The sequence below is a fragment of the Phytobacter sp. SCO41 genome (genome assembly GCF_003073275.1).
Taxonomy (GTDB): Bacteria; Pseudomonadota; Gammaproteobacteria; order Enterobacterales; family Enterobacteriaceae; genus Phytobacter; species Phytobacter diazotrophicus.
In genome coordinates this window covers 56,487-76,646 of record NZ_CP027225.1, presented here as the reverse complement: position 1 = coordinate 76,646, position 20,160 = coordinate 56,487, and the positions used below count along the sequence as shown (strand labels likewise).

Genomic DNA, 20,160 nt, shown 5'->3' with positions numbered 1-20,160 from the left:
AACACTCCTTTTTAATGTTTATCTGGCGATGCGAAAGCCGTCAGCGCGTCGGCCAACTGTGTCTGCAGGGTCGCGTGTAACGATGCGGGGGAAAGAATGGTCAGGTTGGGCAGCCAGTAGCGCACCCAGGGTAATAGCTGGCGTTCATCGGCAATTTTGCAGGTAATTTCCAGGCTACCGTCGCTGTTTTGCGTGTCGATGACCTGCCCTGGCAGCACATCACGACGCAGGAAATAGCCCGCCACGGAAGCATTCACATGAAGGCGTACCGGGAATTTGTTGAGGCTGAACCAGACGTCATCTTCTTCGTCGATGCACTGCTCAATGCGTGCTTCCGGCACGAAGGTCTCGTCACACAGTTCCAGCCACTGCAGGCCGCTCAGCAAAAAGCCTTTGAGGTTTTCCTGTTCCATGGCCGCCAGGTACCAGACGTTTTTCACGTTCACCAGGCGGTACGGCTCAACGACGCGCGACTTCTCTTTATAGAAAAATGTGCATTTGCGGCGTTCGCTAATGGCCTGGCGGAGCAGGCTGAAATGACGGGACAGCGCATTTTCACTCTCGTGTTCCGCCGCCGGGTGTTTAATCGAAAATTGTGGGATGCCTTCGGTCTGTAATAGCGCCGACCAGAATGCCGGGTTCTGCCCGGCAAAAAGCGGTGAAACGCCCGCTATGTCCAGCAACTGGCGAATATCGCGGGTACGCAACGCCTGATGATGCGGGGCCAGGCAGTAACTGTCGCCGCTGATGTGTTCAATGATCGCGCTCAGGCGGCTAAGGTCGCGAAAGACAGTGCGCCCGGAAACGTTAAATGTCTCGGCTAACTGTTGTCGCGTCACCTGCTCTTGCTGGTGAAACAGGATGATTGTTTCGGCCAGTCGGTGCGCCAGCTTTTCATATGCTCCGGTTGCTTTCCCCACTTCGAATCCCTCACTCGCAGAAAATAACCGCAGTGTAATGGCAACGGATGACACGTTATGTCAGTGAGCGTGGAATAAAAACACATTTTTTATATTCTGCGACACCCGAAGGAACTTAAGTCAAATTACTCTCAATTATCTTTTCCCGAGGCGAAATTCACACACGAACGCTTACTGTCGTTATCGACGGAAGGAATATTTTACTAAATGGATTTTTAGTCTATTGAGCATCCTGCTCATGTTTAGAAACTAAATTTTCTCTCAAAAAAGTGACGATTACTTTCGAAAAGCAAAAATAACAATAGCATTAGGCGAACTTTTTATTCTGCCTGGCTAAATCATCCACAACGCATCACTCACGCATATATATGCATATTAAATTATTTATCGCATAAATATCACCTACCAAAAATATATATTTAGCCTCGCCTGCACCCTGTAAAAAGGAGGGCCCGATAATTTACGCCCCATTCAGGGAGGTTGGGTATGAAGATACTTATTTCTACCTTATTCACACTTACACTGTTCCTGTCTTCAGCACAGGCAGGCATCCTCATCGACACTACGCGGATTATCTATCCTGCGGACAAGCAGGAAGTAACGCTTAACATGACGAATAATGCAAATTCCCCGCGTCTGATTCAGACCTGGGTAGATGACGGCGGTCCTGATTCCAACACCGATAATGCGAACATGCCTTTTATTGTTACCCCGCCCATTTTTCGCATTGACGCAGCGAAACGTCAGACTTTGCGTATCATGTACACCGGCGGTAAGGTGCCGCAGGATCGCGAATCGGTCTTCTGGCTTAATGTCCTTGAAATACAGCCAAAATTCTCAGCACAAAAAGAAAGTGCGAATGATTATGTGCAGTTTTCCATCCGTTCGCGCCTGAAACTTTTTTATCGTCCCAAAGGACTGTCTGGTTCATCAGAAGAGGCGGTTTCCACACTACGCTGGCGCGTCGCGCATGGCGGAGTGGAATGTATAAACCCTTCTCCATTTAACATTTCTTTCCACAAGATAAGCCTTTCACCGGCATCAGAAAAAGATACTGAATACCAGCATGGAATGTGCCAGGCAAAAGGAACAACCGTCTTCTCATTTCAGGAAAAGGCAAATGAGAAAATCTTTTTTACCACGATAGATGATTATGGCGGTTTAAAGAAACACGAAGCAAGACTGAGCCATTAAAAATCACCGGGATAATATTATGCAGAAATATATCTATTCTATAGCGATTATTTTTTTAGCATTACTGCTTATGCCAGTTAGCTGGGCAGGTTGCACGGTAAGCAACCCAACAAGTTATACAGCAACCATTCCAGCCACAACAATTTCTATCGGGCAAGATAAACCATGGGGGCCGATTGGCGACGTTATAAGTATTCCGACCGGGCCAGATGCAGGCGTCGTTTGTACAAATCCACCCGTACAAGTCATGTTAAAATATGGAACAGCGATGCCGCCTTCACCTTTCTTCCCGGATGTATATAACACGAACGTACCGGGGATCGGCATTAAAGTTTGGGATGACTTTGTCTCGTCGACAGGCTGGGCCTATGGCTTCGATATTGCGGTCAATAATAATCTTCAGTACTGGTATTCCTGGCCACCAGGCTACCTGAATTTACCTAACCGTCTCACGGGTATGAAAATTCAGTTTTATAAAATTGGTGAAGTTACTACCGGGAAAATACAATTACCTTCGCCACTAGTTGAAGGCTGGGTTAATACGAGTGTCAGCGCCGCTGGGGCGGTTCGCTATGGCGTGGTAAATGTAGTCAGTTCTAACATCTCTCTGAAAATTGCGGCCTGCCAGACACCCGATATTTCCGTTGATATGAAAAAAAATTCCTATTCCGATTTCCCTGCTGTCGGCTCTACCAGCAAACCAGTACCCTTTAAATTTCAAATCAATAACTGTGATGCAGGCATGAGTGCGGTAAGTTATACCTTTAAACCCGCATCCGGGGTGACGCTCCAGGGTAGTGGTACCGGGCAGTATCTCACCCTGAAAAATGACTCAACGGCCAGCGGCGTAGGAATTCAGTTGCAGTATGAGAATGGAAACAATGTCCCCTTTAATACCAAAACGAAATTCACGGGCTACAGCGGCGCAGGCAGTTATACCGTCCCGATGCAGGCTCGCTTTATCCGTACCGGGAAGATCAAAGGCGGCACGGCTAATTCAGCCGTACAGTTTGAAATGACCTACGAGTAGGCTTAGCTGTTAAATTTCCCCTCTCTCTCAGGGAGGGGAGACACCGCCTTCCCTTCTTACCCAGGCAATTCCCCCATTATTCAAAACCTCGCTATAGATCACGTTTCCCCGCCCCAACTCGGTTCAGCCTGTTGAACCACATGTATTCTCCCTTACACAGGATGGATAAACTTTTACTCAATCAATAGAGGAGCCGTTATGGGCGGTAAAGGGTGTAATTCACTTATTCGGGCTGAGAAAATACTGACCTACATTGCCTATGTTGGCGCGGCGAGTTTTATGGAGCTGCTACGGGAATTTCAGTATCCGAAGAGCAGCCTGCTGAATTTATTAAATGTCATGGTTGATTGTGGCTTTCTAACGAAAAGCGATCGCAATCAATATTCCCTTGGCATTAAAAATTATGAGCTTGGCTGTCAGGCATTACACCGCAAAAATATTTTTGAGGTGACCAAACGCCCGATGCAGGAACTCTCGCAAAAAAGCGGCCTGGTCTGTCATTTAGGGGCCATTGAAGACTGTTACGCCATTTACCTCGATAAAGTGGAAAGTCCCGGTTCCGTACCCACGAAAAAAAGCTGGATTGGTAAGAAATTAGAATTACACATCACGGCGCTCGGCAAAGCGTTACTCGCCTGGAAGCCCCGTGAAGAGATGGATTATTTTCTGGATGCGTTAGCGCTCACCAAACATACCGAAAATACCTTTACAGATAAGAAGTTATTTCGGGAAGAGTTGCAAAAAACGCGTCTACGCGGATGGGCCATAGACAATGAAGAATCAACCTATGGCGCTGTATGTCTGAGTATGCCGGTATTCAATATGTATAACCGGGTTAATTATGCGATCTCACTGTCGGGCGATCCGGTGGTGTATTCAGGAAATAAGATCGATGGTTATCTCGAATTGCTCCGCCAGTGCGCCGGGCAAATATCATATGGGCTGGGATACCGGAGTGAAAGTGAAAACCTAAGAAAAGGAAACTGATGTAATGAAAAAGTTCAGGGGAATTATTCCGCCGGTCTCCAGCACCTTTGATAACGACGGAAATATCGATAAAACCGCCATGAAAGCGGTCGCAGATTTCCTGATTGAGAAAGGGGTCGACGGACTGTTTTATCTGGGGACCGGCGGGGAATTCAGCCAGATGAACACCAGCCAACGGATGGCGCTCGCCGAAGCGGCGGTCGCCACAGCGGATAAACGCGTTCCTGTGCTGATTGGCGTGGGCTCTCCCTCCACCGACGAAGCGGTAAAACTGGCGCAGCACGCTGAGGTTTGTGGCGCGGATGGCATTGTTGCCATCAACCCCTATTACTGGAAAGTCGCCCCGCGCAACCTCGACGATTATTACCACCGCATCGCGCAAAGCGTAAAGCTGCCGGTGATCATCTATAACTTCCCCGACCTGACCGGCCAGGACTTAACGCCGGAGACCGTCAAACGCCTGGTTTTGCAAAACGACAACATCGTTGGCATTAAAGATACCATCGACAGCGTCGGTCACCTGCGCACAATGATTAACACCGTCAAAGCAGTGCGCCCGGATTTCTCCGTTTTCTGCGGCTATGACGACCACTTACTTAACACGTTGCTGCTGGGCGGTGACGGGTCGATTACCGCCAGCGCCAACTTCGCGCCGGAGTTATCCATCGGCATCTATCGTGCCTGGCAGGAAAACGACCTCGCCACGGCCGCCACGCTCAATAAAAAATTGCTCCAGTTGCCGTCGATTTATGCGCTGGAAACCCCGTTTGTCTCGCTCATCAAATATGCCATGCAGTGCGTGGGGCTCCCGGTGAACACGTATTGCCTGCCGCCGATTCTGGAAGCGTCGGCGGAAGGAAAAGAAAAAGTGAAGGCGATCCTGGCCTCTCAGGGAATTTTAAAACAATAAGGGGAACACCATGTCTGTTCGCGAAATATTTGATAACGACAACCGGGAGATTTACCGCGTCAGGACGCATGCCGCTGGCCCGCAAGGCGAGCTGCCTCTGACCCCGGATATGCTGATCAACCGACCCAGCGGCGATATTTTTGGTATGACGATGAATGCCGGGATGGGCTGGTCGCCAGACGAGCTTAACCGTGATGGCATTCTGCTACTGAGCACGCTGGGCGGGCTTCGCGGGCCAGACGGGAAACCTGTCGCGCTGGCGCTTCACCAGGGCCACTACGAGCTGGATATCCAGATGAAAGCGGCGGCAGACGTTATCAAACACAATAACGCCCTGCCTTACGCGGTCTATGTCTCCGACCCGTGCGATGGCCGCACGCAGGGCACGACCGGGATGTTCGACTCGCTGCCCTACCGCAACGACGCCTCAATGGTGATGCGCCGCCTGATTCGCTCCCTGCCGGATGCCAAAGCGGTGATTGGCGTGGCGACCTGTGACAAAGGGCTGCCCGCCACCATGATGGCGCTCGCCTCTCAGCATGACAAAGCCACGGTGCTGATCCCCGGCGGCGCGACGCTGCCTGCGTTGCACGGCGAAGATAACGGCAAAGTGCAAACCATTGGCGCGCGTTTTGCCAATGGCGAATTGTCATTGCAGGGCGCTCGTCGGGCGGGATGCCAGGCCTGCGCATCATCCGGCGGCGGCTGTCAGTTCCTGGGCACGGCGGGCACCTCGCAGGTGGTTGCCGAAGGGTTAGGGCTGGCAATCCCCCACTCCGCTCTGGCGCCATCAGGCGAACCGGTGTGGCAGGAAATCGCCCGCGCTTCCGCCCGTGCAGCGCTGCAACTGACCCGGAAAGGCATCACCACGAAGGATATTCTCACCGATAAAGCCTTTGAAAACGCCATGATGGTTCACGCGGCCTTTGGTGGTTCCACCAACCTGTTGCTGCACATCCCGGCGATTGCTCATCAGGCGGGTTGTCATATCCCAACCGTGGAAGACTGGATCCGCATTAACAAGCAGGTGCCGCGCTTAGTGAGCGTGCTGCCGAACGGCCCGGTCTATCACCCGACGGTGAATGCCTTTATGGCAGGCGGCGTGCCGGAAGTGATGCTGCATCTGCGCAGCCTGGGTTTACTGCATGAAGATGTCATGACCGTCACCGGCAACACGCTCAAGGAAAACCTCGACTGGTGGGAGCAGTCTGAACGTCGGCAGATTTTCAAAGAGCTGTTATTTAAGCAAGAACAGGTTGCAGCGGACGATGTGATTATGTCGCCGCAACAGGCCGCTAAACGTGGGCTGACGTCTACTATTACTTTCCCTGTGGGCAATATCGCACCGGAAGGATCGGTGATTAAGTCCACGGCTATTGATGCGTCGGTGATTAATGAAGAGGGCGTCTATTACCATAAAGGCGCGGCGAAAGTGTACCTCTCGGAAAAAGCCGCCATTTACGATATCAAACACGACAAAATTAAAGCGGGCGATATTCTGGTGATTATTGGCGCAGGCCCCTCCGGTACGGGAATGGAGGAGACCTATCAGGTCACCAGCGCGCTGAAACATTTGTCATACGGTAAACATGTCTCGTTAATTACCGATGCCCGTTTCTCCGGCGTCTCAACCGGGGCCTGTATTGGTCACGTCGGGCCAGAAGCTCTGGCGGGTGGGCCGATTGGTAAGCTACGTACCGGAGATATTATTGAAATTAAAATCGACTGCAAACAACTTCATGGGGAGGTGAATTTCTTAGGAACCGATGTCGATACTATTTTGCCATCGCGTGAGGAAGCAGCCGCAATATTAAATGCCCGCAATACGCATCCGGATTTAATACCTGACCCGGAATTACCGGATGATACACGTCTCTGGGCAATGCTGCAGGCCGTGAGCGGCGGGACATGGCGCGGCTGTATTTATGACGTTAATAAAATTAGTGAAGCGCTACAGGACTATATTAATAAGCCCTGAGTTAAGACATACCCATTATTAAATTATTTATTATTCGGCTGCCTGATTCAGGCAGTCTGGTAGATCACATCTGTATCCTGGAAAGAGAGGACGTTATGCCACTATTTATCGTCGTGGCAGGTATTGCTGTACTCCTGCTTTTAACTATAAGAATAAAATTAAACACCTTTGTTTCGTTAATTATCGTCTCAATCGGGGTCGCCATCGCCAGTGGAATGAACCTGAATAAAGTTGTCACCTCCGTCGAATCTGGCCTTGGCGGTACGCTGGGCCATATTGGGTTGATATTTGGTTTCGGTGTGATGCTTGGGCGTCTGTTGTCTGACGCGGGTGGCGCACAGCGTATCGCGCTGACCATGCTGAAATATTTCGGTGCGAAGAAACTCGACTGGGCGGTGGTCTGTTCGGCGTTTATCGTCGGGATTGCGCTCTTTTTCGAAGTCGGCCTGATTCTGCTGGTGCCGATTATCTTCGCCATCGCCCGGGAAGCGAAAATATCACCGATGTATATGTGCGTGCCGATGCTCTCCGGTTTGCTGGTTGCTCATGGCTTTCTGCCGCCGCACCCAGGCCCTACCGTGATCGCCCGTGAATATGGCGCAGATGTCGGGATGGTGCTGATTTACGGCATTATCGTGGGTATTCCGACCTTTATTCTCTGCGGTCCGCTGCTGAATAAAGTGTGCCAGCGTTTAATTCCGGATGCCTTTAAAAAAGAGGGCAATATTGCCTCTCTCGGCGCGACGAAAAGTTTTAGCGAGAGCGAAATGCCAGGCTTTGGCATCAGCTTTTTAACCGCCATGCTGCCAGTGATTTTGATGGCGCTGGTGACCATTATGCAAATGGCCCGCCCGAAAGACGCAGGCGACCCTGGCACGCTCTATAACATCTTTCTGTTTTTGGGGAACTCCACTATCGCCATGCTGATTTCGCTGTTGTTCGCGATTTACACCATGGGTGTGGGGCGTGGGAAAACCATTTCGGAACTGATGGATTCTTGTAGCAAAGCGATTGCCGGGATTGCTGGTCTGCTGTTGATTATCGGCGGCGGCGGTGCGTTTAAGCAGGTGCTGATTGACTCCGGTGTGGGTCAGTACATTTCCACGCTGGTGTCGGGGATGGATATCAACCCGATTCTGATGGCCTGGGGTGTGGCGGCGTTCCTGCGAATCTGCCTGGGTTCAGCCACGGTGGCGGCGATCTCCACGGCCGGGCTGGTCATTCCGCTACTGGCGGCGCACCCTCATACCAATCTGGCGCTGATTACGCTGGCAACGGGGGCGGGCTCCTGCATCTGTTCGCACGTGAATGATGCCAGTTTCTGGATGATTAAGGATTTCTTCGGCCTGACCACCAAAGAGACATTGTTGTCCTGGACGCTGATGTCGACCCTGCTCTCCATCTGCGGCCTGCTGTTTATCTTGCTGGCGAGTATGGTGATGTAGGTCTTCCCCCCTCATCCCAACACTCAGAGAGAACAAAGTGTTGCCCGGATAAGCGTCAGCGTATCCGGGCTTTTATATTCCTTTTTTATATTTCATTGCATGAAAACCCAAATAATACAGCTTAAAAATATTGATGCGACATATAAAACAAACCCTATAATCACCCCTTAAAATATTTAAAAAACAAATAAAACAATCTCTAAAAATTCATTAAAAAAATACCATAGCGCTAAATAAAAGCAGCATGTGACAGCGCTCAATAAATTAGTATGGAACACAAACTAAATAAGCAAAAACACTTTACACAAACCTTATTCCTGGCAATAAATACGCAAAAAAGGACATCGAAGTCAGTTAATACTTACGATTAAGTATGGAAAGCAAACTAAAGGGTATTCATTATGACGCCTGTGGTTCCCAATACCTTACGCCAGATGAACGCAACGCTGGTGCTCAATATCATTCGTGAGCAGGGCCCATTATCACGCGCGCAAATCGCTAAAATCAGTGGACTGACCAAAGCGACCGTTTCAGAAATTATTAACGATTTACTGCTGGAGAAAATCATTTTTGAAGGCGGCGTCAGCGAACAAACCGGGCAGGGAAGAAAAGGCATTCTGATTAATTTTGATCCGCACGCCAGGCTGGGGATTGGCATCGATCTGGGCGGAACAAAAATTACCTTTTCGCTGTTTAATCTCGATGCCACGATTTTGTATGAAAAACGCGAAGCGACTTACCAGACCGGCGATCGTAATGCTTTTATTGACCTTTTATCCAACAGCATCGCCAGTTTTATCGTGGAAAGTGGTGTTGAACATCGCCGTATTGGCGTCATTGGTCTTGCGACGCCCGGCATTATCGATATCAGTAATGGCGTAGTACTGGAGGGCTCGCCCAATCTGCCTGACTGGTCCAGTCTTCCCCTGGCGGATGAGCTAACAAAGCGGCTTTCTCTGCCGGTCATCCTGGAGAATGACATTCGTGCCGCGCTGGTGGGCGAGATGTGGTGCGGAAAATGTCGCAACAGCAACAGCGCCGCGCTGATTGGCATCGGGACTGGCTTAGGATCAGCGCTGCTGATGGACGGTAAAATCATTCGTGGTGCCAATAACGCAGCGGGCGAGATTGGTTACATGATTTTTAACCGCGGCCAGCTCTATAAAAACTGGCGCAATAAGGGGTGCTTTGAAAGCTACTGCTCAGGCTCGGGTATCAGCGACAGGTTTAAAGAACTGACAAACCAGACGCTTTCGCTGGAAAAGATAATGTCATACGTACACAAGGGCGACCCACTGGCCTGCGCACTGCTCGATGAGATGGCCGATTATTTAGCCATGGGGATTATTAATCTCGTGGCGATGGCAAACCTGCAAAAAGTGGTGTTAACCGGCGGCGTCACCCACGTGGCGGACTATTTCTTACCCCGTGTGCAGGCCACTCTCGACAGACAGCTTTTCACCAATACCCACGTCACCGTGGAATTATCAGAATTACGCGAAAAAGCCCCACTTTATGGCATCGCCATTCTGGCGCTTTCCGCTATTTATCCCGCAATTCAATTTATGCCAGACGCACAAATTAATTAGTGCCAGTCACCTGACGACAAGGAGAACATAATGGCAGGAATCCATTTGCATCCGCACGATATTCTGGACGAAGGAATGGAGAACATTCTGCAACGCATAGACGGCATGCAGAACGTCGAACATTTATTTGTCGAATTAAATACCATTTTTGAACGTAATCCGTATCCCGTGGGCGTATTACCGCATAACCCGGTACACGAATCGGTAATGGGCAACGGCATGTTGCACGTCAATATCGATAATCCCGATACGCGTCTGCAGCAGAAAATAGACCCCGGCGTGCTGGCGGGCAACGATCCTTTGCGCCGGGTTCAACAGGCGACAGAAGGCACTCGCTATAAAGTGATTCCCTGGGTAAACATCCTGAACGGGGATTTTAGTGGTGATATCGCCAACAACCAGGTCGTTGATTATCGTGGCCGGGTCATCAAGTACTGGCTATGCCCCAATGCGCCGGATGTGGCCGATTACTGGCAAAAAACGTTCAGCCGCATCAAGAGCCTTTACGGTTACGACACCTTCCTGATTGACCGTATCCGCTTTCCTGACTGGGCCGGAAAAGAGGTCAATCCCGCCGGGCTTTTTACCTGTTTCTGCCCGCATTGCCAGCAGGCCATGAAAGCGCAGGGCCTCGCGCCAGAGGAGGTCAAAGACGAGCTGGATAAAATCGCTGCCGCCCTAGCCGAAGGGGACTTCGCTTATCCCGTCGAGGCGTTTCGCGATAACCCCATCATTGCCCGTTGGGTTGCGTTTCGCCAACAAAGCGTTACCGGGCTGGTCGAACGTATCCTGAAAAACGCGAAAGAGAACATTGGCGATATCCATTTCTGGCTCGACCTGTGGCCACCGGCCTACAGTTGGATCCTCGGGCAGGATTATCGCGCGCTGACGCGTCTTTCCGGCACGTTGAAACACTTCCCTTACCACAAACTCGGGGGCGGTGCGGACGTACAGGGGCTGGTCAATTTCTTTGCCTGCGATGAAGCCGCGCATGAACCCGCTTTTGAGGCGTTTAAAAAGTTGTTCAACCTGCCTTACGCGCTCAGCTACGAGGACTTTAAAGCCTCCGGCTTCCCGATCAGTTTCGTCAAAGAGCAAAACGACCGGGTACGCCAGCTCTCGCAGGAAGGTACTTTTATTTTCAGCGGCATCCAGATGTGGAATCTGCCGCCAGAACAGTTGCTGGAAGCGGTACGCGCCGCAGAAGCCAGCGCCTGCGATGACCTGCTCTATTACTGCTACGGATGGGCAGATCAGGCGTTGTTTGACGCCATCGGAGAACATGAACTACGCAAGGAAGCTCAATAATGACGAATGCGCAAAAATGGAAAGTCTTTTTCCTGCTCTTTATGACCATGTTTTTGCTGGGTGGGATTCAGAACACCAAAGGGCTGATTCTTGAACAGGTACAGCACAGCATTGATCTCAATATGGGCCAGGTGGGGACGTTAATTACCCTGTTTCAGATTGGCTTTCTGATTTCCAGCCTGCTGACCGGCTACCTGACCGACAAAAAAGGTCTGAAAATCATGATGCTGGTCGGCTCGCTGCTGATGATTGTCGGCCTGATGGGCACCAGTCTTGCCTATACCGTGGCGCTGTTCTTTGGTTTCTATCTGGTGATTGGTCTGGGCATTGGCTCGATGATGGTCTCCATCGTGACCGTCATTCCGACCTTCTATAAAGACAAAGCCGGGATGATGTTCAATATTTCCAACGCCATGTTTGGCGTCGGGATGATTGTCACCCCGCTGATCCTGCATCAGTTGTTCGCTAACAGTGTCTCCTGGCGCGCCTTCTATGTTGGCATCGCCGTTATCGTCGCCGTGCTGGTGCTGGTTCTGAGCACGTTGAAGCTGGAGAGCAATGCCCAGTCCAGCATGAAGCTGAGCGACTTTATCGAGCTGCTGACCCAGAAACGCATCATGATCGTGATCGCCTTCCTGCTATTCTATGTGGCAGCCGAAGCGGCGTTCCTGAACTTCTTCCCGATCTTCTACGCCGCACTCGATATCGCAGACCTGGACGCCGCCGGTAAGGCTGCGAAAGCCGCTTATGTTATTTCCTCGTTTGCCGGGCTGTTTACCATTGGCCGCGTGATTGGCGGTTTTATCACCCTGAAACTGGGCGAGCGCCGGACGCTGATTTGGTTCTCGATTCTGTCGCTGGTTTCCATCATCGTCAGCCGCATGCTGGTAGTGGAGTTCGTCTACCTGTTCATGCTGTTCGGCTTTGCCATGTCCGTGCTGTTCCCGACGGCGGCAGCCATTGCCACGCGCCTTACCCGCAAAAGCGGTTCGGTGATGGGGCTGATTTATGTCGCCTCTGGCTTCGGCGGCGCGCTGGCCGGGTCGGTCATAGGCCAGGTCTCCGACAGTTACGGTATCTCGACGGGCTTTAACTTCATCATCGCTTTCGTCGCCGTGTTCTTTGTCCTTGCAATGCTAATAAAAGAAAAAGCGCAGTAAACGTTGTACTTTTGGCAGCAGTTTGCCCCTGGCTCTCCCGTGCAACTGCTGCCCTTTTTAAAACCTACAGCGGCGCAATGACCGCTGCGGCTGACCGGTTATTTAGAGACATCGGTCCCGAAGTAGGTATTGGAAATCTTCTGGTAGGTCCCGTCAGCTTTAATGCCGTCCAGGGCTTTATTGATCGCCTGTTGCAGCTCCCCTTCATTCTTACGAATCAGGACACCCACCTGTTCTGCATCATTTTGCGACGCCACAATTTTCACTGGTGCATCCGGCTTGTGTTTCTTGAAGTCGAGGAATGAGAGGTTATCGTTGATGGTGGCATCCGCACGCCCCTGGGCGACTAACGATACCGACTGGTCAAAACCATCGGTCCCCACCACTTCCGCGCCGTATTTACGCGCCAGTTGCGCATAGTTACTGGTCAGCGTATGGGCAGATTTCTTGCCTTTGAGGTCATCGAAGCTCTTGATCGCCGTGTTATTGCTATTAACAATCAGCACCGCTTTGGAGGAAATATAGGGTTCGGAGAAATCAAATTTCGCCTTACGTTCCGGGGTAATCGACACCTGATTGATGACCGCGTCGTAGCGTTTAGCGTCCAGCCCTGCAATCAGGCCATCCCATTTGCCTTCGACAAATTCCGCCTTCACGCCAACACGTTTAGCGATTTCGCGACCAATCTCCACATCAAACCCCACCAGTTTCCCGGAGGCATCATGGTAGGTGAACGGCGGGTAGGTGCCTTCAGTGCCGATTTTTAACACCCCGGCAGATTTGATAGTGGCCAGATCGTCTGCCGCGAAAGCAGCATGGGAAACGCTCAGTTGAATGGCGGTTGCCAGCAATGCAGTGACTAATACTTTCATCATTAGCTCCTTAAAGAGTTGCCGTGTTGTTGTTTTAAATTTCCCAGGAATCGGGAAGGGTGTCGGTCAGGGTGGAAATAAACAGTTGTGTTCGCGTCTTTTTCGCCTGGGTGAAGATGGCTTTCGAGGTGCCGCTCTCCACAATGTGCCCGGACTCCAGGAAGACAACCTGGTTGGCGATATTCGCCGCCAGCCGTAAATCATGTGTCGCCATCAACATGGTTGTCCCCTCCTGGGCGAGCTGGCGCAGGACGGCAACGACTTCCAGCGACAATTCAGGATCGAGCGCCGACGTCGGTTCGTCGCAGAGCAAAACTTTCGGCGACGGAGCCAGCGCTCGGGCAATCGCCACGCGCTGCTGCTGGCCGCCAGAGAGCATGGCAGGCCAGGCGTCGCGTTTATGTAGCATGCCCACTTTAGTGAGTAACTCTTCCGCCCGCGCTTTGGCTTTGGCAACGGGCCATTTCTGCACCACCACCAGCCCGCGCATGATGTTTTCCAGCGCGGTCAAATGTGGGAATAACTGAAAGTTCTGGAAGACCATGCCGGTCTGCTGGCATATGCGCCGGATGTCTTTTTTCTTCGGTTTGGCGTGTCCGTTAAATGAAATATCTTCGCTGCCAATTTTCACCGTTCCGGCCTGCGGAATTTCCAGCAAATTGACACAGCGTAATAATGTACTTTTTCCACTACCGGAGGGACCAATTAATGCCGTGACGCTGCCTTCCGGAAGCGTAAGAGAAATATCGTGCAGTACTTTCTGCGAACCAAAACTTTTCTCAATTCCGGATAGCGTTATCATTATTATTTTCCTTAACCACGGTATTTCTTTCTAATCGGGTTTCCAGGTGCGACTGTAAATACGATAAGACGGAACTGATCAACAGATAGAGGAGCGCTGCTTCGCTATAAAGAATAAGCGGCTGGTAGGTGACGGCAGCAATACGTTGCGCAGCGAGAAACATCTCCGGAACCGTAATCACCGATGCAAGCGAAGTGTCTTTTACCAGCGAAATAAAGGTGTTTGATAATGGCGGAACCGCCACGCGCGCCGCCTGTGGCAAAATGATGTGCCGCAGCGACTGGCTCCAGCTCATGCTGATGGAGTGTGCCGCTTCCCACTGGCCTTTTGGCACCGAGAGCAAGGTCGCCCGGATAACTTCCGAGGTATAGGCGCCAATATTCAGCGTAAAGCCAATCACCGCCGATGGAAACGCATCGAGCGTGATTCCCGCATTCGGTAATGCATAGAAAATAAGGAACAGTTGCACCAGTAAGGGGGTGCCGCGAATAATCCAGACATAAAAGCGCACCAGGCTTTTCAGCGGTGCAGGTCCATATAAACGAATTAACGCCACAACGAACCCCAGAATTAATCCAAGGACGAAGGTAATCAATGTTAATGGAATAGTAAATGTCAGCCCGGCATACAGCATTGGCCAAAATGAATCTATTGCTAACGATAACCAATCAGGCACACTTCACCTTCCCTGAAAATGATTATTTCAGTTGTTATAAATTAGATGACATCAATATATTTTATAAGGCGAGTCTACCACGGGGTTATTGCGGATGTATCGAGATATACCAGGAATGGATAGTTACTTTTAACAATTGCTATTTATGGAAATGCTTTTGTGTTTTAGGCATAAAGGATTTATGCATCAACAATCCAGAGGGAGTCTATTTCTAAGACTCACCTCAGATATCATTGAATCGTCCAGTCAGACAAACGCATTCCAGGGACCCGCTCAAATTCGCGGGTATTGTTGGTATCCAGCATATATTTCAGCATTAAAAATCTTCCCTGTTTTGCTCCCCTGGCTGCGATTACTTTTAAAGAGTGTCGTTTTTTCCATACGATCCTCCACTGGTGAAAATTTACACGATAAGCTCAAATAATGAACGGGATATGTCAATGGGATATACGTCATTGCCCCACACCTTTCCTTCCTGATGCGGGGCAACACTTATACATTAAATCTGCGCCAGGCCACCATCAACAAACAGTTCGATACCGTTGATGTAGCTCGCATCATCCGAGGCGAGGAACGTGATGGCGCTGGCAACCTCAGAAGGCTGGCCAATACGGCCTGACGGTACCTGTTCGGAGAGCCAGGATTTGGTGCCTTCCGCCTGCTCACCACCGCCAAACAGCTCATTCAGTCCGGCGGTATCGGTCAGGCCAGGGCTTACGGCATTGACGCGAATACGGCGCGGTTTAAGATCCAGAATCCAGCTACGGGCAAAGTTACGTACCGCCGCTTTGGTGGCCGAATAAACACTGAATGCCGGCGTACCTTTCACGCTGGTGGTCGAGGCCGTCAACACAATGGAGGCGCCATCGTTGAGCAGCGGTAGCGCTTTTTGCACGGTGAAAAGCACGCCTTTTACGTTGGTGTTAAAGGTCTGCTCGTAATGCTGTTCGGTAATTTCACCAAGGGGCGCAAAGTCGCCGCCGCCCGCATTCGCCACCAGCACATCAATCTGACCATGCTGTTGCTGAATCACATCATAGAGATGGTCGATATCGGCCAGTTGTCCCATATCGCCACGCACGCCGACCACGCTGCCGCTGATGGCTTGTACCGCCTTGTCCAGTGCTTCCTGGCGACGCCCGGTGATGTAAACATGCGCCCCTTCTGCTGCGAAGGCTTTTGCTGTTGCCAGGCCGATGCCGCTGGTACCGCCAGTCACTACCACCACTTTGTTGCTGTATCTGTTCATTTTAAGCTCCGGTTTATTCCGTTGGGTTAGTGATGATGAAGATACCAGTGGAACGATAGTGCAAAAAGATAGCAATTATGCTACCTATCGTTCTATTAAAGGAACGATGAGGCGACAATGCGTACCGATCTGAATGACTATCGCTATTTTGCCGAGGTGGTGCGCCACGGGGGTTTTGCCGCCGCAGGTAGGGCACTACACGAACCAAAATCAAAACTCAGCCGCCGGATTGCCGAGCTGGAATCTCGCCTCGGCGTACGGCTGATTGAGCGAACCAGCCGCCGTTTTCGCGTCACCGAAGTGGGCGAGGCGTTTTATCAGCGCTGCCGGGCCATGTTGCAAGAGGCTGAGCAGGCAGAGGCGTTGATTATCAATGCCCATGCCGAGCCGCATGGCCTGGTGCGTTTTAGCTGCCCGACCGGGATGGTGGAGGTGGTTTCCGACACGCTGATGGCCTATATGCACCGCTACCCGAAGGTCCGGCTGCAAATCCTTGCTCTCGACAGGCCCGTGGATTTGATTAATGAGCGTATTGATGTGGCCCTGCGTGTGCGCACGCAGCTTAATAGCGATGCGGAACTCATCATGCGCACGCTGGGTACTTCGCACCGCATTCTGGTAGCCAGCCCTTCGCTGGCGCGGCGTGCGGGGGAGAATATCGCCACGCTGAATACCCTGCCCACGCTCAGCACTAACGATGGCGACGCCGAAGTGGAATGGCCTCTGGAAAACCGTGATAAGCAAAGCATGATGTTTCGTCACGAGCCGATGATGAGTTGTAGTGATTTTGCGGCGGTGCGTACGGCGGCAAGTCAGGGGCTCGGCGTGGCGTTTTTGCCGGAGCACTTTTGCCATCGCGCATTAGAGAAGGGGGAGCTGGTGCAGGTATTCCCGCAGTGGCGCAGCGTGCCGGGGATAGTTCACCTGGTATTCACTACGCGCAAAGGGTTGCCGCCTGCGGTCAGGGCCCTGATTGACAGTCTCGCCGCCTATTTTGCGACGTTGACGAGGTTGTAGTGCTCATCCGGGGCATCCCCGGCGGCGCTGCGCTTGCCGGGGCCACGGGCGCACCGCATCCGGGATATTCCCTTTCACACCGTGAGCAGCGACGAACGGATAATGCTGCCAGGCATCATCTCCTGCAAACCGGCAGCCAGCTCATCGCCTGCGGCGTGCAAAGCATCAATCGGCATCTCCGGCAGGCTTTCCAGGATAAACCACATCTGGTTGTCGGTCGCACTCAGGCGGGTACGCACCCCCTGCCGCCAGTTCCAGCGGCGGCACGTCACTCCGAGATCGTCACGCCACACCACTTCACCGGGCTCCGGCGACTCTTCCGCCAGTTGCCCGTCTTTCATCATGTCAAAACGCTCTGTTCCTTCGGCGATAACCAGCCTCGGTGCGCCCACATACGCGGCAAGATTCTCGCCGCCCACCGGAATCGCATAGCGCAAACTGATGGCGTTATAGAGATCCACCACCGGATCAATCGCCGCCATCGAACCGTCACGCAACACCCGTTTTCGCAGCGCGTCGGCAGAACATGGCGTGCGTTTTGGCTTCGCACCGAAGCGTTTAAACACCTCGCTCCACGCATCCAGATGCGCCTGCGCCCAATCAGGGCCACCCGCCACCACCTCTGCACAGGCACGCGCCAGCGCCGCTTCTCCCACCTGAGGATGCCTTAACGGTGCGGCCTCCACCAGCATGCTAAGCGCACGAAACTGTGGCGCAATGCGGGCGATACCGGCGTCGATTGACGGCTGAACAGAAAGCATCGGATAATCCTTTTAGTGACTAATTTATCCCATAGTAGTGACCGATGACCAAAAAAGTCAATATACCGACCGACTCAGGTGCCGACCTCCAGACCGTTAGCCAGGCCGTGGCGGTGCGAATTAAAGCGTTTCGCCAGCAACAAAAACTATCGCTGGACGAACTGTCCCGCCGGGCAGGTGTCAGCAAAGGCATGCTGGTCGAGATCGAAAAATGTCTGGCCAACCCCAGCATCGCGATGCTGTGTAAAATCGCCGCGGCGATGGGCGTTTCCGTGGCGGATATTGTCGATGTGGCCAGTAAACCCGCTGTCCACCTGATTGACGCCGGGGATATCCCGGTACTCTGGCACGGGGATAAAGGCGGTTCGGCCCGCTTACTGGCAGGCACCAGTGGGCCCGACATGCTGGAAATGTGGCGCTGGCATCTGTTTCCCGGCGAACGTTTTAGCTCACCGGGCCATCCGACTGGCACCTTTGAACTGCTGCATGTGGAGCAAGGCACATTGACCGTCACCGTCGATGAAACCGTCCTGGCCGTCACGCAGGGCAGCTCCGCCGTAGCGCGAACCGATGCGCCCCATGCCTATGCCAACGACAGTGATGAAGAAGTGTGGTTTACCATGACGGTCAGTGAACGCCATTCATGAGTTAGTCTTTTAACCCCATTTTGCCGCCCGCAATCCGATTCCATCGCTCCGGCTCGCCGTTACTCTGTAGCCGCACAGCCGGGCTCCCCCCTGAGACACTCATGAATGCCTCTCATAAGTCCTTTTCGATTTCCCCGACTAATCAATCCCGGCGGCACTGCGTAAACTTAATCCTGTGGTTTTTACCTTTCAGGAGAAGAAAATGAAAATTATCCGTAGTGGTTCTGTCCCTTCCGCACCCGGCCCGGAGGCCTATTTTACCGGCCGCGTGCGCCTTGACGCCCCGTTCCAGACCGATGCCCCGGCGCGCGTTGGCGGCGCGACTGTCACCTTTGAACCGGGTGCGCGCACGGCATGGCATACCCATCCGCTTGGTCAGACGCTGATCGTCACCCACGGCAAAGGCTGGATCCAGTGTGAAGGGGAACCCATTGAGGAGATGAACCAGGGCGATATCGTCTGGATCCCGCAGGATGTGAAGCACTGGCATGGCGCAACGCCAGACAATGCGATGACCCATATCGCTATCGCCGAATCACAAAACGGCAGCCCGGTTACCTGGCTGGAACAGGTATCGGATGAACAATATCGTCGCTAGCTTCGGCGTAGCGCCGCTGTAAATCTTGCTTAAACGCGTCGCGCAGGGAAGCGGGCGAATGGATGCTGACATCCGGTAGCCAGTAGCGCAGCCAGCGAAACAGCGTGTGCGGGTCGCGAATGTCACATGAAATCGTCATGCCGCCATCGTCGTGCCGTTCCACCAGGCGTTGAGCAGGAAAAAGCGGGCGTCGGCTGACGAACTTCGCCGCATGAGCCGAAATCCGTAACTGCACCTCTGTCTTTTTGCCAAAGCGAATGCCCGAGCCTGCTTCCAGCTCCTCCAGCACCAGTGGATCGGCCGTGAAGCGGTTTGCCCCTGGCGCAAACTGGGAAATCAGCGCCAGTTCGAAGGCCTTGAGCGTGCCCGCATCCACCGCCGCCAGATACCACAAACCATAATGGTTTATCAGGCGATACGGCTGAACGCAGCGGTTTTTCTCACGGTAGCGATACGTGACTTCCTGCCGGGCGGCGATAGCCTGATTGAGCTGACCTATCAGGTCATCCATGGTGTAATTTTCCCGGCTACTGACGCCATGAAAAGCGATGTTATCCCGGTTTTTCATGCTGTTACGTAGCGACTGTCCGTCCCGACGAGGGAACAGATGCGCAACGCCCGCGAAATCAGCAAATTCCGCCAGGTGCCCGGTATGGAGTGTCGGCAGCAGATGCGTGCTCAGGCGATAGCGGCCAGGCGAGACCTGATCCAGCAAGTGGGCAAGCCGCGCCAGGTCCCGGTACGCGGTGCGCGCCGTAATACCAAATTTTGTACATAACCATGCTTTATCGATGGTGTTTCCCTGATAAAGGACCGAGAAAATTTCGCACAGTCGCTCAATCAGCACATCGTGTTTCTTTGCGTGACTTTCCTTCATTGTTCCCTGTCCCGAACGACAAGTCAGAAGGTGCTTACGCGGCGGCAATCACCTGCCGGACTTGTACGGTAATACGTGGCGTTCATCAAAAGGGTTAACGGCAGGGGCGACAAAAACTCCAACCGAACGACGGGAAAAAT

The 20,160-nt window shown here is 52.4% G+C and carries 19 protein-coding genes; 12 read left to right on the top strand and 7 right to left on the bottom strand.

The window, feature by feature from the left end; all coding sequences use genetic code 11:
• Positions 1-11: 11 nt before the first annotated feature.
• A complete protein-coding gene (locus tag C5523_RS00370) occupies positions 12-920 on the bottom strand; it encodes a YafY family protein (protein WP_108700428.1) in 909 nt (302 codons plus the stop codon).
• A gap of 486 nt (positions 921-1,406) precedes the next feature.
• Between C5523_RS00370 and C5523_RS00365 the strand changes: the two genes are divergently transcribed.
• The 9 genes from C5523_RS00365 to C5523_RS00325 all read left to right on the top strand — a co-directional run bounded on the left by C5523_RS00365 (position 1,407) and on the right by C5523_RS00325 (position 12,521).
• The gene (locus C5523_RS00365) at positions 1,407-2,114 is read left to right on the top strand and encodes a molecular chaperone (RefSeq protein WP_108700427.1); all 708 of its coding nucleotides are present in this window, start codon (positions 1,407-1,409) and stop codon (positions 2,112-2,114) included.
• Between the two features lie 19 nt (positions 2,115-2,133).
• Complete coding sequence (locus C5523_RS00360) at positions 2,134-3,144, top strand: fimbrial protein (RefSeq protein ID WP_082027099.1); 1,011 nt, start codon at positions 2,134-2,136, stop codon at positions 3,142-3,144.
• A gap of 198 nt (positions 3,145-3,342) precedes the next feature.
• Positions 3,343-4,131 carry an IclR family transcriptional regulator gene (locus tag C5523_RS00355; protein WP_071195098.1) on the top strand — a complete coding sequence of 263 codons (789 nt, stop codon included), beginning with the start codon at positions 3,343-3,345 and terminating at the stop codon, positions 4,129-4,131.
• Between the two features lie 4 nt (positions 4,132-4,135).
• On the top strand, positions 4,136-5,041 hold the full coding sequence (locus tag C5523_RS00350; protein WP_108700426.1) for a dihydrodipicolinate synthase family protein: 906 nt from the start codon (positions 4,136-4,138) through the stop codon (positions 5,039-5,041).
• A gap of 10 nt (positions 5,042-5,051) precedes the next feature.
• Positions 5,052-7,019 carry a YjhG/YagF family D-xylonate dehydratase gene (locus tag C5523_RS00345; RefSeq protein ID WP_108700425.1) on the top strand — a complete coding sequence of 656 codons (1,968 nt, stop codon included), beginning with the start codon at positions 5,052-5,054 and terminating at the stop codon, positions 7,017-7,019.
• A 95-nt stretch (positions 7,020-7,114) separates the two neighbouring features.
• The gene (locus C5523_RS00340) at positions 7,115-8,464 is read left to right on the top strand and encodes a GntP family permease (protein ID WP_039080081.1); all 1,350 of its coding nucleotides are present in this window, start codon (positions 7,115-7,117) and stop codon (positions 8,462-8,464) included.
• A 401-nt stretch (positions 8,465-8,865) separates the two neighbouring features.
• Positions 8,866-10,053: an ROK family transcriptional regulator gene (locus tag C5523_RS00335; RefSeq protein ID WP_039080080.1), complete on the top strand. Its 1,188-nt coding sequence runs from the start codon at positions 8,866-8,868 to the stop codon at positions 10,051-10,053.
• Positions 10,054-10,083: 30 nt separating this feature from the next.
• Positions 10,084-11,361, top strand: a complete 1,278-nt coding sequence (locus C5523_RS00330; RefSeq protein WP_108700424.1) for a hypothetical protein — start codon at positions 10,084-10,086, stop codon at positions 11,359-11,361.
• A complete protein-coding gene (locus tag C5523_RS00325) occupies positions 11,361-12,521 on the top strand; it encodes a sugar MFS transporter (RefSeq protein WP_108700423.1) in 1,161 nt (386 codons plus the stop codon). Before C5523_RS00330 ends, C5523_RS00325 begins: the two co-directional genes overlap by 1 nt.
• 98 nt (positions 12,522-12,619) lie before the next feature.
• Here the strand turns inward: C5523_RS00325 and C5523_RS00320 are convergent, their stop codons facing one another.
• From C5523_RS00320 to C5523_RS00305, 4 genes are all read right to left on the bottom strand, one after another.
• Positions 12,620-13,393 carry an amino acid ABC transporter substrate-binding protein gene (locus C5523_RS00320; protein WP_108700422.1) on the bottom strand — a complete coding sequence of 258 codons (774 nt, stop codon included), beginning with the start codon at positions 13,391-13,393 and terminating at the stop codon, positions 12,620-12,622.
• Positions 13,394-13,427: 34 nt separating this feature from the next.
• Positions 13,428-14,195 (bottom strand): amino acid ABC transporter ATP-binding protein, encoded by a 768-nt coding sequence (locus C5523_RS00315; RefSeq protein ID WP_039080076.1) that lies wholly within the window; start codon positions 14,193-14,195, stop codon positions 13,428-13,430.
• Positions 14,173-14,871: an amino acid ABC transporter permease gene (locus tag C5523_RS00310; protein WP_039080075.1), complete on the bottom strand. Its 699-nt coding sequence runs from the start codon at positions 14,869-14,871 to the stop codon at positions 14,173-14,175. The genes C5523_RS00315 and C5523_RS00310 overlap by 23 nt, the downstream gene beginning before the upstream one ends.
• Before the next feature lie 499 nt (positions 14,872-15,370).
• Entirely contained in the window at positions 15,371-16,120 is a 750-nt protein-coding gene (locus C5523_RS00305) for an SDR family NAD(P)-dependent oxidoreductase (protein WP_108700421.1), read from the bottom strand.
• Between the two features lie 117 nt (positions 16,121-16,237).
• Between C5523_RS00305 and C5523_RS00300 the strand changes: the two genes are divergently transcribed.
• Positions 16,238-17,137, top strand: a complete 900-nt coding sequence (locus C5523_RS00300) for a LysR family transcriptional regulator (RefSeq protein WP_107222663.1) — start codon at positions 16,238-16,240, stop codon at positions 17,135-17,137.
• A 74-nt stretch (positions 17,138-17,211) separates the two neighbouring features.
• Here the strand turns inward: C5523_RS00300 and C5523_RS00295 are convergent, their stop codons facing one another.
• Positions 17,212-17,898: a B3/4 domain-containing protein gene (locus C5523_RS00295; protein WP_108700420.1), complete on the bottom strand. Its 687-nt coding sequence runs from the start codon at positions 17,896-17,898 to the stop codon at positions 17,212-17,214.
• A 44-nt stretch (positions 17,899-17,942) separates the two neighbouring features.
• Here C5523_RS00295 and C5523_RS00290 point away from each other — a divergent pair, with 44 nt between their 5' ends.
• Together C5523_RS00290 and C5523_RS00285 are read left to right on the top strand one after the other, a co-directional pair.
• Positions 17,943-18,545 carry an XRE family transcriptional regulator gene (locus C5523_RS00290; protein WP_079496868.1) on the top strand — a complete coding sequence of 201 codons (603 nt, stop codon included), beginning with the start codon at positions 17,943-17,945 and terminating at the stop codon, positions 18,543-18,545.
• Between the two features lie 202 nt (positions 18,546-18,747).
• The gene (locus C5523_RS00285; RefSeq protein WP_071195109.1) at positions 18,748-19,143 is read left to right on the top strand and encodes a cupin domain-containing protein; all 396 of its coding nucleotides are present in this window, start codon (positions 18,748-18,750) and stop codon (positions 19,141-19,143) included.
• On the opposite strand, the gene C5523_RS00280 is transcribed toward C5523_RS00285, so the two are convergent.
• Positions 19,100-20,020 carry a WYL domain-containing protein gene (locus C5523_RS00280; protein ID WP_071195110.1) on the bottom strand — a complete coding sequence of 307 codons (921 nt, stop codon included), beginning with the start codon at positions 20,018-20,020 and terminating at the stop codon, positions 19,100-19,102. The two genes, C5523_RS00285 and C5523_RS00280, sit on opposite strands and share 44 nt — an antisense overlap.
• Positions 20,021-20,160 lie beyond the last annotated feature (140 nt).